Raw genomic sequence first — 22,570 nt, 5'->3', positions numbered from 1 at the left:
GCGGCGGTTGCCTGTCAGGTTGCCGCGCTCAGAAGGTCTTGGTTAACCCGATCAGATAACTGCGGCCCGGCTCGTTATAGGTATTGGCACCAGCGGTGTTGGATACCCCTTCACGACGGATTTCCTTGTCGAACAGGTTTTTCACCGAGAAGCTGACGTCCACGTCGTAGGCGGTATTGTAGGTCGTGGCGACGTTAAAAATGCTGTAAGACGGGCGATCATACTGGGTGGTCAGCTCCGAGCCGGTAGAGGTTTGGGTCGGGCTTTCGGTATGGCCGTAGTGCTGACCGCTGAAGACCATTTCCCAGTTGTCCTGTACTTGCCAGCTCAGCGTACTGTTGAGGGTGAAGTGCGGAATAATCGACAGCGCCTCACCGGTGCTCTTGTTTTCCGACTCCAGCATCAGGGTGCCGTTCAGGCTGAAATCAACCGCCGCCATAACCGGCAAACGCAAGCTGCCTTCCAGGCCAGATACCACGGCTTCCGGAATGTTCTCCCAACGGAAGATCTGGGTTGTACCGGACACATACACCGGGTCGGTGCCATCGGTAGAAATCTTGTTGCGATAGTCGTTGTGGAACCAGGTCAGGCCCATGTTGGTACGTTCATCAATGCTGTAGTTAACGCCAATTTCCTTGTTGATCGAGGTTTCGTTCTTGAGGTCGGCGTTGCCCAGAATCGAACAGCCACCACCGAGGCTTGGATAGTCCACCGGACAGCCAGTACCCCGGGTGGTGTACACATAGTTGGGGTTGAGCTGGTACAGGTTAGGAGCCTTGAACGCCTTGCTGACACCGGCCTGGAATGACAGACGATCGGTGGTCAGCCATTTGGCGTTGATGCTGGGTGATACGTTGTTGCCGGTAATGCCGTGGTGGTCAAAGCGCAGGCCACCGGTCAGAGTCAGGTCGTCCCGGACCGACAGGTTGTCTTCCACATAAAGGCCGAACAGATCGGCACGGACATTGGGATCTCGTTCGCTGGCATCCAGAGTTGTGCCGGGAATCACGGTGCCATCTTCGACGTTGATGCTGCTCTGGTTGTTGACGTTGTCGTTAAGGGTTTCCAGACGGTATTCACCGCCGAGGGTCACGGTCTGGTGCAAACCGCCTACCACCACTGGCAGGTTCCATTCGGTTTTCGCCGACAGGTTGTTGAGTGAGGTTGTTACAAACTCGTCGCTGTTAAACGCTCCTTCGGTGCCTCCCACGTTGCCTTCGCTGAGGCGGGTGTTCACCGTGCGTTCGAGCTGGATGTAACTCATGGAGTTACCCACGTCGTATTCGCCGCGATGGGTCAGCCCCACGGTGCCACGTTTCATGATGTTGGTTTCGGAGCCGATATTGCTGGTGGTGTAGTCGTTGTAGTCGACACCCTGAAAGGCGTTGTCACCGGCGTAGATATTTCCCTGACGGCTGAAGCCACCTTCCAGTTCGAAGCGGTTTTCGGCGTCGTAGCGATAGGTCGCCACACTGTTCACATCGACGTTGCGAACCCCTTCCTGACCCGCGGCCGTGCGGGTATTACCACTGCTGTCGGCACTTTCGGATACGGTGCTGTCGCGGTTGAGATCGGCAGAGTCGGCTTCGCTCTTGTTGTAGTTCACATAGGTGCGGTGTGACAGGTTGTCACTGACCGGGCCACTGACCATCAGGTTAACCCGCTGGTTGCCACCCTCGTCGGAGTTTTCCGGTACTTCGAGCTGGCCGGATACCTGCACAACGGACTTTTCCGGTTTTTTGGTGATGATGTTGACCACACCACCGGCGGCACCCGAGCCATAACGGGCCGCCGCCGGCCCCCGGATCACTTCGATGCGTTCGATCATTTCGGCGGGCACCCAGTTACTGTCGCCACGGGTGTTACGTTCGCCCGAGCGTCCCATTTTGACCGAATCGCGAGATAACACCGGTTTGCCGTCAATCAGGATCAGGGTGTTTTCCGGGCCCATGCCACGAATATCAATCTGACGGTTGTTGCCATACTGGCCGGTGCTGGAGCTGCCAGACAGGTTGACCCCCGGCATGGTGCGCACCAGCTCGGCGATATCGTTGCTGACCGGACGGTGTTGCAGATCCTCGGCGGTAATCACCGATACTCCCTGAGCCTGCTTGAGTTGCTCGGCAGCGGTGTCCACGACGTTCAGGGTGTCCAGCATGATCATGCCCTGTTCATCCGTGGTGGTATCGTCTGCCACTGCATGGGTGGCCAGTATCGGCAACATCACACTCATCAGTATCGGGTATCCCGCTTTCATTGGTTTCTCCTGGTCGGTTGGAAAAATGGTGGCGCATGCCGTTATTTTTCGACCTTATCGAAAATAATTCTCAAATACAAATCATTTACATTTGTGTTTTTTATGCAATAAATCCCTTTAAAATCAGACGCATAGCTGTTCTAAATGCAAGCACAAAAACCGGTCAGGACAGAGTCCGGACCGGTTGTAGAACCGCAGGGAAATATCAGATCAGGACAGTTGCAGCCCTGGTAGCAGTAGTCGCCGCAGCTGACCGACGTAGCGCCAGCCAAGCCGGAACCAGTCCGGCTTCCAGGTCAGGCAGGCGGTTATCAGCAGGGCACCCAGGTGTAATAAACCGACCCACACCACCAGACCAACCTGCACCGACCAGGCGTTGATACAAGGCCAGAGCGCCAGTGCCAACCAGCCCAGCCCTGCTGCTTGCAGCATTCGGGCACTGCTGTGTGGCAAGGTCTGGCGTCCGTACAGCAGGCGGAAATGGCTGTTGATGGTTACCGCCATATGCAGAAAACCGGTGAGGATCAGAATCAGCGCCAATATCAGCATCATGGGGTGATCTCCTGTGGTTTAACTTCCTGTATTGGACGGGCCCGAACGTTGGCAGGCTCGGGGGTTGGTCGGCGTGGTGCCGAAACCTTGCGCAGATACACAACGGCAACCAGCAACACCAGCGCCATCAGCAGGCAGACCAGATCAAACAGCAGACGTATCCAGTCGCCCTGTTGCAGCGCAAACCACAGGCCGGTGCGGGAGGTGAGTGGATCGAGCAACGGAATCAGGCCAAACAGCGCCGCCCCAACACTGAGCTGCAACACCCAGCCCTGACGCTGGTGCTGGAACAGGGCGTGCAGTAACGACAGCAACCAGATGCCAAAAAACACCCGGATTTCCCAGCTTTCACGATTCTCCAGCACGGCTGGTAACAAGCGGTTGGCCCAGAAATACCCGGCAATGGCGATCAGCAAACCGGCAATTGCTGCCAGATTCAGAGTGCTGACCAGCTCATAACCCAGCTGCCCCAGTTGCTGGCGGCTGCGTTTGACCACCCACAAAATAGCGCCGGTGGCTACCATCAGGCTGCCGAGTATGCCGGATACAAACAGCAACCAGCGCACGGTGGTATCGGCAAAACGGGCTTCGTGTAATACCCGTAATACGCTGTAGGTGGCAGCAAGCGCGCCGGTCGCTTCTGGTTCTGCGCGGTTTTCCAGCAACTGCCCCTGATTATCAAATATCAGCTGGCGACCATTACGACCGGAGGTCAGACCTTCGCGGCTGCCGGTAGATAATTGCCAGCGGGCATCGGTCTGATTTGGCTGTTCCACCGTGATGGCGTTTACCGGGGCATCCCAGAGGGTTTGTGCCTGACGGATCATGGCGTTGATATCCACGGCGGGCTGATCACCTGTGGGCGTGATGTGAGTGTGGCGCGCAGACGGGTTTTTTTCACGTAGCGGGTGTGGGTGCTCACTGCGTGCACCTTCGTGATCCGGGCGCTCGTTATTCCACTGCGGTCGTGCTCCGCGCTCTACCTGTTCATCACGAGGCTCTCCTCGTGATGATGGGCGTTCCGGGGTGGTATTTGGTCCGTGTGAAGCTGTTTGTGGGCCCGCAGGCGGTGGGCCATTACGCTGATCACCACCATTCCAGAACAGCAGGGTTGAGGCCAGCAGGATCAGGCCGGAAAAGGTAATCATCAGATGGAACGGTAAGGCCAGCACACCGCCAATGACATGGGCATCAATCCAGGAAGCGGTTTTTTTACCGGGCCGGAAACTGAAAAAGTCGGTAAAAATCTTGCGGTGCATGATCACACCACTTACCAGCGCGACCAGCATCAGCATGCTGGCGATGCCGACCAGTATCCGCCCCAGCTCGCGTGGTATGCCGTACAACTCAAAGTGGAATCGATACAGAAAGTTGCCGCCGGCGGTTTCACGCAGATCGAGGGTTTCACCTGTGGCCGGATCAATACTGAGCATCGGGCCTCGGCGGCGTTCCATAACCTCGCCGGGATTGCTCCACGATAGGCCGGTCAGACGGGAGCGTTCACCGGGCAACTGGATATCCCAGCGGCTGGCGTCGGGAGCCAGTTGCTGCAAGCGCTGGATGGCGGTGGTTGCTGCCTGTTGCGGCTGGCTGGCACCGTGGCCTTCCGGTTGCATCCAGTGAGTGATTTCGGTGCGGAAAAACGACAGGGTGCCGGTGACAAATACCGCAAACAGCAGCCAGATCACAATCAGGCTGGACCAGGTGTGTAACCAGGTCATGGATTGGCGCAGGGTTTCTTTCATGCCGCAGCACCTCCTTGCAGCAACCACCATAGAGGCCACACCAGCAGGTTGCTCAGCCAGTTGAGCGCCATCGCTTTCTGATGCGAGCGCAGCGCGAAGCTGACGATAATCAGCAGCAGGTAAATCAGGAAAAACGCCAGTGTGTTAAACATTCGGGCATCGTTCTGGTCCAGCCCGGACAGCTGGGCGATCCACAGGCAAATCCCCATGGTGAGCAGGTAACCGCCAATGGCGGCAGACAATATTCGTCCGGTTAACCAGACGCGTTCAGCAGAAAACATGGCAGCTTCCGAAAGGGCAAATTAACGGCAGTTTCAACCTGGCCCGCAGGCCAGATGACTGAAGAGGAACGCGATCATAATTTAGATGAGATTCTAAATGATAAGTATTTGCATATTTTTGCAATGCAACAATGAATTCGCACCATCAATTGCGGTCGCTGCCATTCCGTGCCATTAGGTTCGACGCCCGCTGACGGAAGAGGGATTGCCGCTGCGGACTCAACACTTGTCGCTGGTGGCTACCAGCAGGCACACTGCCGACGGATATGAGATAACCGGCTGGGAGTGCCTTGATGACAAGCGAATACCTGAGTCCTACGCCATTGCGCGGTGAAATCTGGCTCGACAATGGCGAGCGGCCATTTGCGCGCGATCAGGTGGTGCTGCTGCAGGCGATTGCCAGCACCGGCTCAATATCGGCGGCTGCCAAACTGGCGGGAATCAGCTACAAGACCGCCTGGGACCGGATTGATGCTATGAACAACCTCGCCGACCAGCCTCTGGTCGAGCGCAGTGCGGGCGGCGCCAAAGGCGGTGGCACCAGCCTCACGACCTATGGTGAACAGATGCTGGCGGGGTTTCTGGTATTACAGGAAGAACATCAGCGTTTTTTGCAGAGAATCAGTGAGCGGGTGCAGTCGCTGGCGGATGTTGCCGGTGATCTGCAGGGCCTGACAGGAGCAGCCCGATTGAAAACCAGTGCGCGTAACCAGTTTCGGGGTGCTGTGGAGCAAGTGACGGCCGGAGCGGTGAACGCCGAAGTGCGGCTGCGGATTACCTCTGAACACTGCATCGTTGCCATGATCACGGATGAAAGCCGTCAGCAGCTGGATATTCAGGTTGGCCAATCCATGATCGCCCTGATCAAGGCGCCGTGGGTGATGCTGGCCAATGATCCGGATATTCGCGTCAGTGCCAGCAATCGTCTGGCCGGTACCATCAGCCGGGTGACCCGCGGTGCGGTGAATGCCGATGTGGTGATGGCGCTGGCGGATGGCAAAACCATCAGCGCCATTATTACCAACACCAGTCTGGATGAACTGGCGTTGGCAGAAGGGCAGCCTGCCTGTGCCTTTTTTGAAGCGGGCAGTGTGGTTCTGGTACTGGAATAAGCGGCCAGCATCCTGGACCAACCATCGTTGGATGACTGCGTCAGATCACAATCGCGGCGGATTTGATCTGCGCCCACAGCCGCAATCCCGGCGTTAACCACAGCTGTTTGGCCGAGCGACGGCTGATTCGGGCTGGAATCAGCAGGTCTGATGTCCCGTCATGACCGGCGCGCAGACGTAATTCACACATACCCGGAACTGGGCTTTCCTCGATGCGGGTTAATACCACTGGCAGGATATTCAAAAAACTGCTGTCGGCATGGGCACTGAGACTGATACTGACATCGGTGGCGTGAATCCGCACTGGCAGTCGATCTCCCTGTACCAGATTCTGGTTGCCGATCCACAAATCACCGCCATTAAACTGCAGTCGAGCCAGCTCCCATTCGCGGCTGGTTTCTACCACCAGAGCGGTGAAGGTTACGCTCTGGGGATCATGCAGTGGGGGGGCTTCATCCTCATCCAGTCGTTCCTGCACCTGTCGCATCAACCCCGTCTGCGCCGGTGCCATCGTGCTGATATCCAGTTCGGCATCCGGCTTTTGGCCTAACTGGCTCATCAGGGCCAGATACAGGCGTGCCTGATCACGGTTCAGCAAGCTGCTGTGCAAAGCTGGAACTCTGGGATGCGGAGTGTTTTGTACCACCTGCAGGCGCGGCATTTCCTGTAGTGGTAACTTCAGTGTGACCCACAGCGTGTCGGTGCTCTGTTTGTTCTGGATATCGGGAACTGACTGGTACATGTGAATTCTCCCTGTATCAATGTCACGCAAGTGGCAGAGGTCGCAAAGGATCTCTGTGCCTCCGCCCATGCGTTGTCTGCTCAGTGGCCCAGGCCATATCCGTAACGCTGGATAATGGTGCTGGCGGTGGTTCCGTGCAGATAGTCCAGCAGAGCTTTGGCGGCATTGTTGTCTTCGCCACGTTTGAGCAGCACTGCATCCTGACGAATCGGTTCATACAGATCGGATGGTACGATCCAGCTGCTGCCACCGTCACCGGTCGCACGCACCTGCGAAAGCGCTACAAAGCCGATATCGGCATTGCCGGTGCCGATAAACTGCCAGGTCTGGGCAATGTTTTCACCCGTCACCAGATGTGCTGTGGTAGCGCTGGTCAGGCCCATTTTGTCGAGTACCTGAGTAGCGGCCAGCCCATATGGAGCAAGTTTGGGATTGGCAATCGCCAGTTTGTTGTAGTCTCCACTTTTTAACACTTGCTGCGGGTCAATTGCGACTTTGGCACTCCACAACACCAATGCACCTTCGGCATAGGTAAAACGAGTGCCAGTAACCGCATGACCGCTACCTTCAAGAGCAATCGGGTTTTGCTGGTCAGCGGACAGGAACACATCAAATGGTGCTCCGTTCTGGATTTGTGCCACAAACTTGCCGGACGAGCCGGTCGACATGGCGACGCTGTGACCGCTGTCTTTTTCAAAAGCCTTGCTGATTTCTTCCATTGGAGCCTGGAAATTGGCCGCTACAGCAACCGCAACAGTATCCGCCTGGGCGGACAGGCCAGTGATCAGTAACAGTGCTGCGCACCATGCGCTGCGATGATAATTACGGTATTCAGAATATGATTTCATAATGTCCCTGTTTGATATCCGGGTATTTGGTTGGCTTCGTTATATAGCGAACTATATAGCGAATCAATTGCCCGGTGCGGTGCGTGAAATGGAATTATGAATATTGCCAATGTGGACCAATAAGTGATCAGAAGGTCGTAATTGGGCACGTTTATCAATGAACTGACCTCTAAATGTGCAGGGTGAGTGCAGCACGCATGCTCATGGAGCATGGCACTTGGTATGTCCTGACAGGCAATTGAGCTGAATCAACAGCTGTCACTGCAACTGATTGGCGTTTGTTCCGTGCTGGTGCAGGCAACTTTTAATTTCACGGTATTTATTGGATGGACATTCCGGTCATATGGCTGGTGATTATTAATATCGGACTGGAGGTGACCATTGATGAGATGCAGGGCATATCCCTTGCTGTAACCAATATGGAGAACAACAGACATCCTTCAGGTAAAGGTGCGGGGAGACAAAACGTGTTGAACAGTCGTATCGGATCAGGACCGCTGATGATGGGGATTTTGGCCTGTTTGCTGGCTAACGGGGCGTGGGCTGCAGCGGAGGAGGTGGCCGAAGACGCCGCTGGCAGTAGTACGCTGGCGCTGGATACTACCTGGGTGGTAACAGCCGCTGCTCTGGTGTTTTTTATGCAGGCCGGTTTTGCCTTGCTGGAGTCGGGCATGTCGCGCTCCAAGAACTCTGTGAACGTCATGATGAAAAACTACCTGGATGCCTGCCTGGGGACATTAGTGTTCTGGCTGGTTGGGTTTGGCCTGATGTTTGGCCACAACAACAGCGGCTGGATTGGTACCAGCCACTTTATGCCGTCGCATTTGGCGCAATGGGATTACACGGTGTTACTGTTCCAGACCATGTTCGCTGCCACTGCGATCACCATTTGCAGTGGTGCCATGGCCGAACGGACTCGTTATGACGCTTATCTGATCGCTGCCTGTGTGCTGGCTGCGCTGATTTATCCGGTATTTGGCAGCTGGGTCTGGGGAGGGTTATACGGTGGTGGTGGTTGGCTGGCGAAGCTTGGCTTTATCGATTTTGCTGGCTCCACCGTTGTGCATTCGGTTGGTGCCTGGTGTGCCCTTGCCGGTATTCTGGTGCTGGGGCCGCGCACCGGGCGTTTTTCGCCAGAAGATGGCAGCTCGCGTCAGATTCCCGGCCATAACCTGTCTCTGGTGGCGCTGGGTGGTTTTATCCTGTGGCTGGGCTGGTTTGGATTTAATGGTGGCAGCACCCTGGCCGCCAGTGCTGATGTTGGTCTGATTGTATTAAACACCCAGCTGGCCGCTGCTGCGGGAGCCATTGGTGCAGTACTGACTTCCCGGGTCAGTGCTCGACCGGTGTTATTAACTGCCACGGTGAACGGCAGTATTGCCGGGCTGGTCGGAATTACCGCTGGTTGTGCCGTGATGGAGCCGCCGTTTGCCATCGTCACCGGTTTGTTGGCTGGAGTTATATCCGTGCTCGGAGCGAGCTGGATGGAGCGTATGCACCTGGATGATGTGGTAGGCGCAGTGCCGGTGCATGGATTTGCCGGCGTTTGGGGCACTCTGGCGGTCGGTCTGTTCCAGACGGGCAAGCTGTTTGATCCGGGCCAACTGGTGGTGCAACTGGTTGGCGTGTTGGCAGCATTTGTGTGGGCATTTTTTGGAGCATTACTAGTGTTTTTCCTGATTCACAAGACCATGGGCTTGAGGGTGTCGACCGGCGAGGAGCAACAGGGGCTGGATTTTTCCGAACACGACGAGGTGGGTTACCCGGAATTCCACAAAGACCAGACCTGGCATCGTTTGTAAGAGAGAGAAAGCATGAACATAGACAAGAAGCGACGGGCGGTTTTCACCACCCTCAGCTCGGTCGTACAGGGTGATGATTTGTGGAAAGCCATGTGGGCCTGGCAGGACGGCTACGCTGACCGTTCCCAATTTGAACTGAACGCTTTCTTTAACGAATGTCGACATATACGCGCTATTGCCGAACAGCGTCCGGTGCTGTATCGACAATTGATAGGTCTGTTAATGGGGGACGGAGATACTCTAAAACCTGACCCATTGGCGCAGATGCAACAATATCGAGAGCGTCATGGTGTGTCACAGGATAAGGCGCATATCGAGGTGCTTGACCCGGTCGACGACAAGCTGGAGGAGGGATTTTTACTGGTGATCAGCCAGTTACATCGGCAGGTGGATGAGTCGGCCTGGCGTCACGTGATTATTTATGCAGAGCGTGAAGCCCAGTTTCAGAACATGCCTCCTGATCTGGTATATGCCTTTACCCAATGGGCAAGTGGCGGGCGTCATAGTGAAGCTATTCAGGCTCCATTGGATATGCTGCGTAACATGCTCAATCTGGTGTACGTGGGCATGTGTGAACAGCTTGGGCCGGTTGTTGCCGATCGTTATCTGGCGCAGGCAATGAAGATTGCCGTGGCGGCCGAGCTGGCCGCTGACCCGCGCCTGCTGCTGGTGCATCGCTGAGGTTGGCGAACCCGGATTCAGGATTTTGTATTCTCGCAAGCGGGGCGGATTTCTTGCTGTACAAGGTGGCCGTGGGCTGGCTGATCCCCGACAATTCCGGCTGACATCAGACAGGTGCGTTTCAACGGATCTGTACTTTAGTTAACATGTTAATTTTAGTTCGGGAGTCCGTATGAATATCCGTTTGTCCGTTGTGGACCAGTCACCGGTACATGGATCACACAGCAAACAGCAGGCACCCCATCTGACGCTGGAGCTGGCGCGTCTCTGTGACGAGCTGGGTTATCACCGTTATTGGGTGGCCGAACATCATGACAGCCAGCATTTTGCCAACCCTTGCCCGGAAATCATGGTGGGGGCCGTGGCGGCGGTAACCCGTCGTATGCGCATTGGCAGCGGCGGCGTGATGCTGTCGCACTATAGCCCTTACAAGGTTGCCGAATGTTTCCGGATGCTGGCGACCCTGTACCCGGACCGGATTGATCTTGGGGTAGGGCGGGCACCGGGTGGTACCGGCCTTGCCTCACGAGCGTTAGCCTTTCCTTACAGCCCTCATCATGGTGATCTTTACCCGCAGCAGGCACAGATGTTGTCCGGTTTTCTGCGTGATGGTCTGCCAGACCAGAACCCGTTTCACAGCCTGCGGGTAATGCCCGATAACGAGCCGACTCCGGAGTTGTGGATGCTGGGGTCGAGTGGTGGCAGCGCCGGTCTGGCCGGCCATCTGGGTTACAACCTGGCGCTGGCGCGCTTTATTGATCCTGACAACTGCAAACCGGATATTTTTGCCGAATATGACGCCCAGTGGCGTGAGGCTGGCCATGAGGGCAAAGGCAACCGCATGCTGGCAATTGCCTGTATCTGTGCGGATTCGGACGAAGAAGCAAGGCTGGTGGCGGGAACGGCGGTTTACCGCAAATTAGCGGCACAATCTGGTCTGCGCGAGGATTTCCTGACTCCGGAACAGGTGCGGGACCGTTATCAGCAATTGTCGAAATCGCAGCAGGCGATGTTCGATCACATCGAAGCGGGTTACACCATTGGTTCGCCACAGCGTTGTATGGATGAAATCCGGACACTGGCGTCGGCATTTGACTGTCAGGAGGTGGCTCTGGTCACCGTCACCTGGAGTCAGCAGGCACGAATGGACAGTTACCGTCTGCTGGCCGGTATGCTCTGATTAAGGATTAGTCTCTATCTCAAAAATGAATAGCAAAAAAGCCCCTCGTTGGGGCTTTTTTGTGCACGTTTTTTGAGCATTTGTGTCATTGGATTGACGAAGACGCTATACGCCTTTTTGACGCATTTGGTCCGATAGTGTCAGGTTGAATGCGGGTTGTTTTGGCGTCAGTACTTTTGACGGAGGCGAGACTAGATCAAAAAGAAGTGTATGGAAAATAATCTGGCTCGGAATGTAGTATTGTCCTGTCATAAAAGTCCTGATCACGCGGATATGTCAGTAAAATTATGGAATGTTGGCAATTGTGTAATCTGTCAGGAAACGTTATCGTGGCGCCCATCTTGAGACAATATGTGAACTTCATCACAAAATTTCTCACAATTTTTACACTACGTAACCCCAGGACACACAGATGCTTAAAGACGTTCGCGTTTCGTTCGGTCTGGTTCTCACCAATCTGGTTATTGCTGGCGCTGCTGCTCCAGTAGTGGCTGCTGAGTACCCACACAGTGTTGAAGCCGGTAATGCCTTCGGTGTTGCCCAATACTTCAACGCGCTGGTATTCAAGGATTTCACCGCTCAATACTCGGACGTAGAAGGCAAGCTGGCTGTAGGTGGCAACGTTAACCTGTCAGGTTACAGCGTTGGTCTGCTGACCCAGAACGGTACTAGCGGTCCTGCGCTGGTTGCCGGTGGTGATGTGTCTTACCAGAACGGTGCTGTTTACGGTGGCGATATTGTTGCCGGTGGTGATACCAGCAACGTGACCGCTGATGTGGTCAGTGGTCTGGGGAGTGGTTATGCCGTATACGGTAACGTAGCGCCGCTGCCAGTGGATTTCAGTGCCGTGGCTACCCAGCTGCTGAGCACTTCTGCAGCTCTGGCCAACCTGCCAGCCAACACTGAAAGCGTGTCTCAGTGGGGCGGTCTGTACATGACTGCCAACTGTACTGACAGCCTGCAGGTATTTGACCTCGACGGCACCCAGGTACTGGATGCCAATACCTTCAGTGTTGACCTGTCCTGTGCCCCGGCGGATGCCACTTATGTTTTCAACATCAGTGGTACTGCTACTGGTCTGACCAACATGGGCATGCAGTCCCTGTCCAACGTGGCTGACCGCGTGGTGTACAACTTCTACGAAGCCACTTCCCTGACTCTGGGTGGCGTATCGGTTGAAGGTACTATTCTGGCGCCTGGTGCCGACGTTATTAACCCTCAAGGTGTGATTCGTGGTCACCTGTTCGCGTTCTCCTGGAACGGCGGCATGCAGATCAACCATGTTCCATTCGCCGGTGACCTGTCTGCCATTGCAACTGGTTTGGGGGATGGTGGTGAAGCTCTGGATGAAGATGCTGACGGTATTGCTGATGACGTTGACCAGTGCAGCAATACTCCAGCCGGTGAAGCGGTTGATGGTAACGGTTGTGGTGCCAGCCAGCTGGATGACGACGCTGATGGCGTAACCAACGATGTTGACCAGTGTCCAGCCACTGCCTCTGGTGATGCAGTTGATGCCACCGGCTGTACTGTTGTAACTGACACCGACAACGATGGTGTTGCCGATGATGTCGACCAGTGTGCCAATACCGCTGCTGGTGCTGCTGTAAATACCAATGGTTGTGCCGCCAGTCAGTTGGATGATGATGCTGATGGCGTAACCAACGATGTTGACCAGTGTACTGCTACTCCGTCTGGTGACGTGGTTGATAGCACCGGTTGTACCGTGGTAACCACGCCAACCGGCGGTTCTGACACCAACACTGGTTCTGACACCAACACTGGTTCTGATACCAACACTGGTTCTGACACCAACACTGGTTCTGACACCAACACTGGTTCTGACACCAACACTGGTTCTGATACCAACACTGGTTCTGACGACACCAATACTGGTTCTGACGACACCAACACCGGTTCTGACAACGGTTCTGGCTCTGACACCTCTAACGGTGGTTCCGATGGCAGCACTGGTTCAACTGGTGGTTCTACCGGCGGCTCAACTGGCGGTTCTACCGGTGGTTCAACGGGTACCAAGCAGCCATGTGATGATGACAAGAAGTCCGGTTCCAAGTGGGGTCACAACTCCGGTTCCCACAATTCCGGTTCCCACAACGGTGGTCAGCAGCAGTCTTCTGGTAAAAACGGCAAGCCATGTGATGACAAGAAGTCTGGTTCCCAGCAGTCTTCTTCCAAGAACAACAGCAAACAGCCATGTGATGACAAGAAGCAGTCTTCTTCCAACACCAGCAGCAAGCAGCCATGTGATGACAAGAAGCAGTCTTCTTCCAACACCAACAGCAAGCAGCCATGTGATGACAAGAAGTCTGGCTCCCAGCAGCAGACCTCTTCCAAGACTCAGCAGTCTGGCAAGAAGTGCTAATCGACCAACGTCAGTAACCAATCTCTGACGGGTTAAAAAATCAGGCCGGGTTTTCCCGGCCTGATTTTTTTTGTTTCTGCAGTGAATGCGCCGACAGGCGGCTAATGCCGATCAGTTAAGGACTTTTAAACAACCTGATCATTGATTTCCGAATTAGCCCAGCGCAGCTGGCTGCCCAATGCCCATCTGGGCGAGCCGGTATTCACCGCAACGGCCGACCCCGCCGGGGCATGGATGCCCCGCAAGGCCCGTTGGCACAGGGACGTGCCATCGGGTCGGGGTCGAAATGCCGTTGTCGGTGAATACCGGGAACACGAGCCCAGTCGGGCAAAAGCAGGGGGAGGCCCGCCCGGCCGGGGGACAAGGTCCCCCATGAGGGCATACGGTAGAGCCAATTAACAAGCCGAGCAGATCGTGACCAACCGATGCGGTAACGATGTTTAAGAATGCCGACGGGGGCTTAACTGATCGCATTACCGACAGGCGGCTGGTTTATTTCACTGGCAGCCAGGAGGTCTCTTTTACCTCCTCCATCACAATATAACTCTTCGAGTTCTTCACACCGGGCAGGGTCAGCAGCATGTCGCCAAGCAGCGCGCGGTATTCCGACATGTCGTTGATACGCGCCTTGATCAGATAGTCGGCATCACCGGAAACCAGATGACATTCCAGCAAATAGGGCAGTAGCTCCACCGCCTGGTTGAACTTCTGGAACGCATCCGGAGACTGATAGGAAAGGGATATTTCCACAAACACCAGCATGTTGTAACCCAGCATCTGTGGGTTCAGGCGGGCGTGGTATCCCATGATGTAGCCTTCTTTTTCCAGACGTTTCACCCGCTCCATACAGGGGGTGGAACTGAGGCCAATGCGGTCGGCCAGTTCGACGTAACTGATGCGGCCGTCTTTCTGTAATTCGGTGAGGATGCGTTTGTCGAGGCGATCGAGTGGGCGAGTGCGACCATCGGTGGTTTTGGGCATGGCTGAGCTCTTTGTCAGGATTGATCGTGTTTTGGTTGTATACACTGCTTGGTTTTTATTGTGCAGTGGAATCTCCTGTATTTAAGCCAAAATCAAAGGGTAAATCTATGGGTTGGTGACTAGAATTAACTTAATGATCAAGCCACGGCGAGGGTATGCCTGCCGGGCTTCTACTCCCTTCAGCGTGTGAGAGCGTGAATTATGAAAATTGTTGTGTTGGGTGCAGGGGTTCTCGGTGTGTCATCCGCCTGGTATCTGGCCAAGTCCGGTCACGAGGTGACTGTGGTTGACCGTCAGGACGGTGTTGCCGATGAAACCAGTTATGGTAACGCCGGTATGCTGTCTTATGGTTACACCAATCCATGGGCCGCTCCTGGCATTCCGTTCAAGGCGATCAAGTGGATGATGCAAGACCTGGCTCCAATCCTGGTCAGCTCTTCTGCCATGAACGCTCACACCGCTGGCTGGATGCTGAAAATGCTGGGCCAGTGCACTGAAGATGCGTACCGCGTGAACAAGAACCGCATGCTGCGTATCTCTGAATACAGCCGTCAGTGCTTCGAAGACCTGGAACAGGTTTGCCCGATTCACTACGACCAGCGCAAGCAAGGCACCATCGAGCTGTTCCGTGACCAGCAGAAGATGGACTCCATCGGTGCCGACCTGGCGTCCCTGCGTGAGTGTGGCGTTGAACACTCGGTGATCGACCACGCTACCTGTATCAAGTTTGAACCAGCTCTGGCCAACGTATCCGAGAAGTTTGTGGGCGGTCTGATGTTCCCGAACGACGGTACTGGCGATTGCCGCAAGTTCACCCAGGGTCTGGCAGATGCCTGTAAGGCCATTGGCGTGAAATTTATGATGAACACCGACATTCGTGCGCTGGAACACCGCGACAACGAAATCCAAGCGGTGGTGACATCTGCTGGTCGTCTGACGGCAGACGCTTACGTGGTGTGTATGGGCAGCTACTCCCCGCTGCTGGTCAAACCACTGGGCATCAATCTGCCGGTTTACCCGATGAAGGGTTACTCCCTGACCCTGCCAATCATCGACGAAAGCAAGGCTCCACAGTCCACCGTAATGGACGAAGCCTTCAAGGTGGCGGTAACCCGTTTCGACAACCGTATTCGTGTGGGTGGTACTGCCGAGATCGCTTCTTTCGACCTGAGCCTGAAAGACTCCCGTCGCAAGCCAGCGGAATTTGTAGTCAGCGACCTGTTCCCGGGTGCTGGTGATGTGGAAAACGCCGAATTCTGGTGTGGTCTGCGCCCAATGACTCCGGATTCTGTACCGGTGATTGGCAAGACTCCGGTCAAGAAACTGTACATGAACACCGGTCACGGCACTCTGGGCTGGACCATGTCCCAGGGCTCTGCACGCCTGCTGGCCGACATCGTGAACGAACGTGCTACCGACATCAGCACTGAAGGTCTGTCCGTTCACCGTTATCTGTAAGACCACTTCAAGCTGGTCTGTCACCGGAGCCTGTTCTGGGCTCCGGGTTTTAATCAATTCAGGAGAAACACATGAGCAAGGTTATTATTTCCACCGAAAAGGCTCCAGCGGCCATCGGCACTTACTCCCAGGCTGTTAAAGTAGGCAACACCGTTTACCTGTCTGGCCAGATCCCGCTGAACCCTGAAACCATGGAAATGGTGATCGACTCATTCGAAGCCCAGGCTGTACAGGTTTTCGAAAACCTGAAAGCCGTTGCTGAAGCAGCGGGTGGCAGCCTGTCGGATTGCGTGAAGCTGACCGTACTGCTGTCTGACATGAGCTTCTTCCCGCAAGTGAACGAAATCATGAGCCGTTATTTCTCTGCTCCGTACCCAGCCCGTGCTGCGTACGCAGTAAAAGCTCTGCCAAAAGCGGCAGATATCGAAGTTGAAGCCATCATGGCAATTGCAGGCTAACGCCTGTTAGTGGAGACAAGGTCATGTCACGCCCGGCAGTAGCCCGAATTCATCTGGACAACATTGTCCACAATTATCAGCTGGCCCGTTCCCTGTGCCCGCACGGTAATGCTCTGGCTGTAGTAAAAGCGGATGCATACGGTCATGGTGCCGTGGCAGTGGCGCGTGCTCTGTCTGAACATGTCGACACCTTTGCGGTGGCTTGTATTGAAGAAGCGCTGGAGCTGCGTGAGGCTGGTATTCAACAGCCGGTACTGCTGCTGGAAGGCTTTTTCACGGCTGACGAACTGCCGGTGATTGCTGATCAGAACTTCTGGACCGCTATCCAGCGTCCGGACCAGATCGACCAGCTGGCCGCGGCAGATCTGTCGCAGCCGCTGAACATCTGGCTGAAAGTGGATACCGGTATGCACCGTCTGGGCTTTGCCCCGGAGCAGGTGGTTGAGGTTGCCAAGCGTCTGCAGGCATTGCCACAAGTGCGTTCCGTAACCCTGATGACCCACTTTGCCAACGCTGACCTGGCCGAACCGGCTGGTCGTATCGATGTACCAACCCAGTCCCAGCGCCTGTTCCAGGTAGCCGAAGGTCTGGGCCTGAACATCAGTATGGCCAACTCGGCGGCACTGATGGCACACCCGCGTACCGTTCAGCAGTGGAACCGTCCTGGCATCATGCTGTACGGCAGCTCTCCGCTCGACTTTCAGTCTGACATCGCCGACCAGCTGCGTCCGGCTATGACTCTGGAAAGCAAGGTGATTGCGACCCGTATCGTTGAGCCGGGTGAAAGTGTGGGTTATGGCAGCCGTTTTGTGGCCGACAAACCAACACTGGTAGGCACTGTGGCCATGGGTTATGCCGATGGTTATCCGCGTCAGGCGGTTGAAGGTACTCCAGTGCTGGTTAACGGTCAGCGTACCCGTATTGTTGGCCGTGTTTCCATGGACATGATGACCATCGACCTGACACCAATTGAAGGTGCCGGTGTTGGCAGTGTGGTGGAGTTCTGGGGCGAGCAATTATCTGCGAATGAAGTCGCAGCTTGTGCCGACACTATTTCTTATCATCTGTTCACTGGTGTAACCCGTCGGGTTCCACGCGATTACTGTAATTGAGCAATCAGACAATCAAGCGAATTTGATATTCGCTTATTGTCCACTCTGTAATCCGATTGATCCCCCAAGCTCTGCGACCTCCGGTCGTGGGGCTTTTTATTTGTCTGAAATTGCAAAAATCTGTCCTGACTTTTCAACGTAAGCTCTGGTTTGTACCTATTTAATGGCGTGCGGCTGCTGGTTATAAAACCGTCATAAATGGATTGTCTGACCGTATTGGTCGGATCTCCAGAATGATTATCCCCTCAGTCATTTTCCTTTTAAATCAGGTGTTTAACCAATGAAACAGACCGGTTTCAGAGCTTTCTGTACGCTTTTTCTGGCATTACTGCTAGCTCCTTTATCTCATGCGGCTGATGCGCCGGTATTACGTATCCTGAACTGGGCCGGGTTTGTTGAGCCTGACGTTATCAGTGATTTTGAAAAGACCCAGAATGTCCGTATTGAATATGTGTCATTTACCAATGTGGACGAATTCGCGACCCAGCTGTTTGATCAACGTAACCAGTTTGACCTGATATTCCCGCCAACCCGTATGGTTAACATTCTGTCGGCCAACGGTTATCTGAGTAATATCGACAGCGATCGTCTGCCAGAAAAGCAGGATATTCGCGCGAATATCATCAACAACTATTACCAGCAGGACGATGGTGCTCCCAATGCGGTTCCCTATATGTGGGGCACCACTGGCCTGGGTGTGAATACCCGTCGCCTGAAAGATCTGGGCCTGCAGGAATATCAGAACTCCTGGGCACTGCTGTTTGACCCGGCTGTTCGTAAAAAAGCCGCCCAGTGTGGTATCGGCCTGCTGAACGAGCGTGACGAGCTGTTTGCCGCCGCACTCCTGTATCTGGGCTACTCCGCCAACACCCTGAACCACAAGCAGCTGGACGAAGCCGGCAACTTGCTGAAAGACGCCCTCCAGGATATTTCCTACCTGCATACCGCCCAGTTCCGCAAGGATCTGGTGGACGGCAAGCTGTGTGTGGCGGTGGGTTACTCAGGTGACCTGCTGTCCGAGTTTGCCCGTGCCCATGATCTGGCTTACTACGTTCCAAAAGAAGGTGCCGCAATTCGTATGGTGGCGATGGGGATTCCGTCCAACTCCAAACAATCAGACCTCGCGTACCGCTTTATGGAGTATCTGATGCGCCCGGAAGTGGCGGCTCGTAACTCTGTCTGGTTGCATTCCCCAAGCGTAATGGCGTCTGCCGAGAAGTTCGTCAGCCCTGAGATTCTCGCCAATCCTGCCATTTATCCAGAGGTGTCCATGCTGCGTCAGATGGAGACTTTGTCACCGCGTGATCGCAAGACCAACCGCTACGTTCATCGTCTGTGGGTTGATGCTCTGTGTACTGGCCGCAGCTGGTGTGCAGTGCCTATGGTGTCTGAGTACTGATGTGAATTCCGGCGTGATTGGCCGCTTGTGTCCAAAAACGTCGGAATGTCTGATGTGTTTGGTCTTATCAACGTAAGCTCTGCTTTGTCCCTATTTAATGGCCAGTCGCCGCTGGTTATAACAACCTTATTACGACGCTCAAGGGTACGAGATCATGGTGTTTGATATTCAGAAAAGCCGCCTGCTGGTCACTCAAGGCCTGATTGGTGGTGAGTGGTCCGATTCGGACAATGGCTCCACATTTACTGTCAGCAACCCGGCTAACGGTGCTGTGCTGGCGGAAGTTGCCAACATGGGCGCTGATGAAACCCGTCGTGCCATTGAAGCCGCTGAAGCTGCTTTCCCGGCCTGGTCTGCCATGACCGCCCTGCAGCGCAGCAACATTCTGGAAAAATGGTTCGACCTGATTATGGCTAACCAGGACGAGCTGGCCGCCATCCTGACCGCAGAACAGGGCAAGCCGCTGTTCGAAGCCAAGGGTGAGATTGCGTATGGCGCGTCTTACGTAAAGTGGTTCGCCGAAGAAGCCCGTCGTGTTTACGGCGACATCATCCCGGCTAACCAGCCTGGTCGCCGTAACCTGGTGATCAAGCAGCCTGTGGGTGTGGTAGCAGCCATTACTCCGTGGAACTTCCCGTCTGCCATGCTGGCTCGCAAGATCGCTCCGGCACTGGCGGCTGGTTGCACCATCGTTTGCAAGCCTGCCACTGAAACTCCGCTGTCTGCTCTGGCGCTGGCGCTGCTGGCTGAACAGGCCGGTGTTCCAGCGGGTGTTATCAACGTAGTGGCGGGTGCACGTTCTTCTGCGATTGGTGGCGAGATGACCTCCAACCCGATCGTCCAGAAAGTAACCTTCACCGGTTCTACCCCGGTCGGCAAGCTGCTGATGAAGCAGTGTGCAGACACTGTGAAGCGCACTTCCATGGAACTGGGCGGTAACGCACCAATCATCATTTTTGATGATGCGGATCTGGATCAGGCCATCACCGGCACTCTGATCTCCAAGTTCCGTAACTCTGGTCAGACCTGTATCTGCTCCAACCGTTTGCTGGTGCAGTCTGGAATCTACGATCGTTTCATTGAGCGTCTGGCCGATGAAGTGAGCAAGTTCCGCGTGGGTAACGGTCTGGATGAGGACACCACTCATGGTCCTCTGGTTAACGAAAAAGCCGTTAACGGTGTGTCTGAGCTGGTTGAGTCTGCGATCGCTGATGGCGCTCGTGTGGTGATGGGGGGGGCACGTGGTGAGCAGGGTGCCTGTTTCTACCAGCCAACCATTCTGGCCGATGCCAAGCCATCCATGCGTGTGTTCAAGGAAGAAATCTTTGGCCCGGTGGCGCCAGTCTTCAAGTTTGAAACCGAAGACGAAGCGATTGCCATGGCCAACGACACCGAGTTCGGTCTGGCTTCCTACATTTTCACCAACAACCTCAAGCGTATCTGGAAAGTCTCCGAAGCGCTGGAGTACGGCATGGTGGGCGTGAACGAAACCGCGATCAGCTCTGAAGTGATTCCGTTTGGTGGCGTGAAAGAGTCTGGTCAGGGCCGTGAAGGTTCCAAGTACGGTCTCGATGACTACCTGGAAACCAAATACATCTGCCTCGGCGGACTGTAAGCGCAGGAGACGGTGTGGGTGGCTTGCTGCTAACACCGGCAACCCCGCTGCCGGGGTCGGGCAGCAACGATTTCAGCCGACTGCCCGTGAGTGACAGCGGTTTAAAGGGTATTGGCATCCAGCGGCATGGGCTGCTGATGCATGACAGGAGAACAGATGATGTCTCAGATGATTTATCCAACCACCAACTTTGCTTCAGTAGAAACCCTGAACATCGTTCGTGGTGATGGCGTTTACGTATACGACAACCAGGGCAAACAGTACCTCGAAGGTATGTCTGGTCTGTGGTGTGCCTCCCTCGGTTTCAACAATGCCGAGCTGATTGAAGCCGCCAAAAACCAGATGGAAACCATCGCTTACGCTCACATGTTTGGTGGCAAGACCCACGAACCAGGCATGAAACTGGCCGACAAACTGTCCTCCATGGTTCCAGTTGATAACGCACGTGTATTCATGGGCAGCTCTGGCTCTGACGCCAACGACACCCAGATCAAACTGCTGCGTTACTACTTCGCTGCTATCGGCAAGCCGGAAAAGCGCAAGATCATTGCTCGTGAACGTTCTTACCACGGTGTTACCGTGGGTGCGGCGTGCCTGACTGGCCTGCCAATCAACCAGACCAACTTCGATCTGCCGATTGAAGCTCTGGGTGTACTGCGTACCGATGCGCCACACTACTACCGTGGCAAGAAAGACGGCGAAACCGAAGCCCAGTTTGTTGACCGTATCGTTGGCAACCTGGCTGACCTGATCGAACGTGAAGGTGCCCACACCATCGCGGCCTTTATCGCTGAGCCAATCACCGGTGCTTCTGGCGTGATCGTGCCGCCAGTGGGTTACTACGACAAGGTGCAGGCGCTGCTGAAACAGAACGATATTCTGTTCATCGCTGACGAAGTGATCACCGGCTTTGGCCGTACCGGTAACGACTTTGGTGTGACCACCATGGGCATCAAACCGGACATGATGAGCTTCGCCAAACAGCTGTCTTCCGCTTACGTGCCAATCTCTGCTTCTGTGATCCGTGGCGATATGTACGACGCCATGGTTGAACCATGCAGCAAGCTGGGTGTGTTTGGTCACGGTTACACCTACTCCGGTCACCCGGTAGCCTGTGCAGTGGCTCTGAAGACCCTGGAAATCTACGAGCGCGACAATATGTTCGCCAAAGCCGCTGAAACCGGTGCTTACCTGCAGTCCCGTCTGCAGGAATTCGCCGATCACCCGCTGGTTGGTGAAGTGCGTGGCGCTGGCATGATTGCCGCTGTAGAACTGGTTGCCAACAAGGAAACCGGTGAAGCGTTCAAGGATGGCAAGGTTGGCTACTTCGCAGCTAACGCCTGTCAGGAACACGGTCTGATCAGCCGTCCGGTTGCCGGCTCCAGCCTGGCACTGTGCCCACCGCTGATCACTACCAAGGCCCAGATCGACGAAATCGTTGAGAAGATGGGTAAAGCCCTGAACGACACTCTGGCGTTCGTAAAAGGCTGATAACTGACGGACGCCTGTGGGCGTCGGTTGGTTAACGAAGAATCCCGTCCGGTTTACCGGGCGGGATTTTTTGTTTATGGCCGGGCCGCGATTGGATCTGGCGTCTTTCTCGTCCCCACGCTCCTGCGTGGGGACGTTGCGGCTTTTACTTTGTCCGGCGTCCGGCTTCTGGCGTCTGGCATCTGGCATCTGGCATCTGGCATCTGGCATCTGGCATCTGGCATCTGGCGTCTGGCGTCCGATGGCCAATCGGTTTGTTAATTTGAACCGCTGCTTGCCCTGCCTGGGGGACCTTGTCCCCCGGCCGGGCGGCCGTCCCCCTGCTTTTGCCCTGCTGGACTCGTTTATCCGGAATTCACACCCTCGGCCGTTTCGACCCCGCTCAGATGGCACATCCCTGTGCCAACTGAGCTGGCGGGGCATCCATGCCCCGGCCGGGTCGGGCCTCGGTGTGAATTCCGGCTCGCCCAATG

At 55.2% G+C, this 22,570-nt stretch carries 18 protein-coding genes; 11 read left to right on the top strand and 7 right to left on the bottom strand.

Annotated features, from left to right (window positions below):
* Nucleotides 1–28 precede the first annotated feature (28 nt).
* The 4 genes from OUO13_RS01375 to OUO13_RS01360 all read right to left on the bottom strand — a co-directional run bounded on the left by OUO13_RS01375 (nucleotide 29) and on the right by OUO13_RS01360 (nucleotide 4,835).
* A complete protein-coding gene (locus tag OUO13_RS01375) occupies nucleotides 29–2,257 on the bottom strand; it encodes a FepA family TonB-dependent siderophore receptor (protein ID WP_283172059.1) in 2,229 nt (742 codons plus the stop codon).
* A gap of 210 nt (nucleotides 2,258–2,467) precedes the next feature.
* On the bottom strand, nucleotides 2,468–2,809 hold the full coding sequence (locus OUO13_RS01370; protein WP_283172058.1) for a DUF3325 domain-containing protein: 342 nt from the start codon (nucleotides 2,807–2,809) through the stop codon (nucleotides 2,468–2,470).
* Nucleotides 2,806–4,554 carry a PepSY-associated TM helix domain-containing protein gene (locus OUO13_RS01365; protein WP_283172057.1) on the bottom strand — a complete coding sequence of 583 codons (1,749 nt, stop codon included), beginning with the start codon at nucleotides 4,552–4,554 and terminating at the stop codon, nucleotides 2,806–2,808. Before OUO13_RS01365 ends, OUO13_RS01370 begins: the two co-directional genes overlap by 4 nt.
* Nucleotides 4,551–4,835 (bottom strand): hypothetical protein, encoded by a 285-nt coding sequence (locus tag OUO13_RS01360; protein ID WP_283172056.1) that lies wholly within the window; start codon nucleotides 4,833–4,835, stop codon nucleotides 4,551–4,553. The genes OUO13_RS01365 and OUO13_RS01360 overlap by 4 nt, the downstream gene beginning before the upstream one ends.
* A gap of 293 nt (nucleotides 4,836–5,128) precedes the next feature.
* Between OUO13_RS01360 and OUO13_RS01355 the strand changes: the two genes are divergently transcribed.
* Nucleotides 5,129–5,947 carry a TOBE domain-containing protein gene (locus OUO13_RS01355; RefSeq protein ID WP_283172055.1) on the top strand — a complete coding sequence of 273 codons (819 nt, stop codon included), beginning with the start codon at nucleotides 5,129–5,131 and terminating at the stop codon, nucleotides 5,945–5,947.
* 40 nt (nucleotides 5,948–5,987) lie between these two features.
* On the opposite strand, the gene OUO13_RS01350 is transcribed toward OUO13_RS01355, so the two are convergent.
* Together OUO13_RS01350 and modA are read right to left on the bottom strand one after the other, a co-directional pair.
* Nucleotides 5,988–6,689: a TOBE domain-containing protein gene (locus tag OUO13_RS01350; protein WP_283172054.1), complete on the bottom strand. Its 702-nt coding sequence runs from the start codon at nucleotides 6,687–6,689 to the stop codon at nucleotides 5,988–5,990.
* An 80-nt stretch (nucleotides 6,690–6,769) separates the two neighbouring features.
* Nucleotides 6,770–7,537 carry a molybdate ABC transporter substrate-binding protein gene (gene modA / locus OUO13_RS01345; protein ID WP_283172053.1) on the bottom strand — a complete coding sequence of 256 codons (768 nt, stop codon included), beginning with the start codon at nucleotides 7,535–7,537 and terminating at the stop codon, nucleotides 6,770–6,772.
* 500 nt (nucleotides 7,538–8,037) lie between these two features.
* Here modA and OUO13_RS01340 point away from each other — a divergent pair, with 500 nt between their 5' ends.
* The 4 genes from OUO13_RS01340 to OUO13_RS01325 all read left to right on the top strand — a co-directional run bounded on the left by OUO13_RS01340 (nucleotide 8,038) and on the right by OUO13_RS01325 (nucleotide 13,583).
* A complete protein-coding gene (locus OUO13_RS01340; RefSeq protein WP_283172052.1) occupies nucleotides 8,038–9,339 on the top strand; it encodes an ammonium transporter in 1,302 nt (433 codons plus the stop codon).
* A 12-nt stretch (nucleotides 9,340–9,351) separates the two neighbouring features.
* A complete protein-coding gene (locus OUO13_RS01335; RefSeq protein WP_283172051.1) occupies nucleotides 9,352–10,020 on the top strand; it encodes a hypothetical protein in 669 nt (222 codons plus the stop codon).
* A 172-nt stretch (nucleotides 10,021–10,192) separates the two neighbouring features.
* Nucleotides 10,193–11,200, top strand: coding sequence for an MsnO8 family LLM class oxidoreductase (locus OUO13_RS01330; RefSeq protein ID WP_283172050.1), 1,008 nt, complete (start codon nucleotides 10,193–10,195; stop codon nucleotides 11,198–11,200).
* Nucleotides 11,201–11,612: 412 nt separating this feature from the next.
* A complete protein-coding gene (locus OUO13_RS01325) occupies nucleotides 11,613–13,583 on the top strand; it encodes a collagen-binding domain-containing protein (protein WP_283172049.1) in 1,971 nt (656 codons plus the stop codon).
* A gap of 492 nt (nucleotides 13,584–14,075) precedes the next feature.
* Here the strand turns inward: OUO13_RS01325 and OUO13_RS01320 are convergent, their stop codons facing one another.
* Nucleotides 14,076–14,564, bottom strand: coding sequence for an Lrp/AsnC ligand binding domain-containing protein (locus OUO13_RS01320; RefSeq protein ID WP_283172048.1), 489 nt, complete (start codon nucleotides 14,562–14,564; stop codon nucleotides 14,076–14,078).
* 201 nt (nucleotides 14,565–14,765) lie between these two features.
* Here OUO13_RS01320 and OUO13_RS01315 point away from each other — a divergent pair, with 201 nt between their 5' ends.
* The 6 genes from OUO13_RS01315 (at nucleotide 14,766) to OUO13_RS01290 (ending at nucleotide 22,097) form a co-directional block, all read left to right on the top strand.
* A complete protein-coding gene (locus OUO13_RS01315; protein ID WP_283172047.1) occupies nucleotides 14,766–16,022 on the top strand; it encodes a D-amino acid dehydrogenase in 1,257 nt (418 codons plus the stop codon).
* Between the two features lie 71 nt (nucleotides 16,023–16,093).
* Entirely contained in the window at nucleotides 16,094–16,480 is a 387-nt protein-coding gene (locus tag OUO13_RS01310) for a Rid family detoxifying hydrolase (protein WP_283172046.1), read from the top strand.
* A gap of 23 nt (nucleotides 16,481–16,503) precedes the next feature.
* Entirely contained in the window at nucleotides 16,504–17,592 is a 1,089-nt protein-coding gene (gene alr, locus OUO13_RS01305) for an alanine racemase (RefSeq protein ID WP_283172045.1), read from the top strand.
* A gap of 280 nt (nucleotides 17,593–17,872) precedes the next feature.
* Nucleotides 17,873–18,991 (top strand): extracellular solute-binding protein, encoded by a 1,119-nt coding sequence (locus tag OUO13_RS01300; protein WP_283172044.1) that lies wholly within the window; start codon nucleotides 17,873–17,875, stop codon nucleotides 18,989–18,991.
* A 154-nt stretch (nucleotides 18,992–19,145) separates the two neighbouring features.
* Nucleotides 19,146–20,606: an NAD-dependent succinate-semialdehyde dehydrogenase gene (locus tag OUO13_RS01295; protein ID WP_283172043.1), complete on the top strand. Its 1,461-nt coding sequence runs from the start codon at nucleotides 19,146–19,148 to the stop codon at nucleotides 20,604–20,606.
* Between the two features lie 156 nt (nucleotides 20,607–20,762).
* Nucleotides 20,763–22,097 (top strand): aminotransferase, encoded by a 1,335-nt coding sequence (locus OUO13_RS01290; protein ID WP_283172042.1) that lies wholly within the window; start codon nucleotides 20,763–20,765, stop codon nucleotides 22,095–22,097.
* The last annotated feature ends 473 nt before the right edge of the window (nucleotides 22,098–22,570 follow it).

This window comes from Parathalassolituus penaei (assembly GCF_026626885.1).
Taxonomy (GTDB): domain Bacteria; phylum Pseudomonadota; class Gammaproteobacteria; order Pseudomonadales; family Oceanobacteraceae; genus Oceanobacter; species Oceanobacter penaei.
Note: the sequence above shows the minus strand (reverse complement) of the source record. Positions and strands in the feature narration are given on the sequence as shown.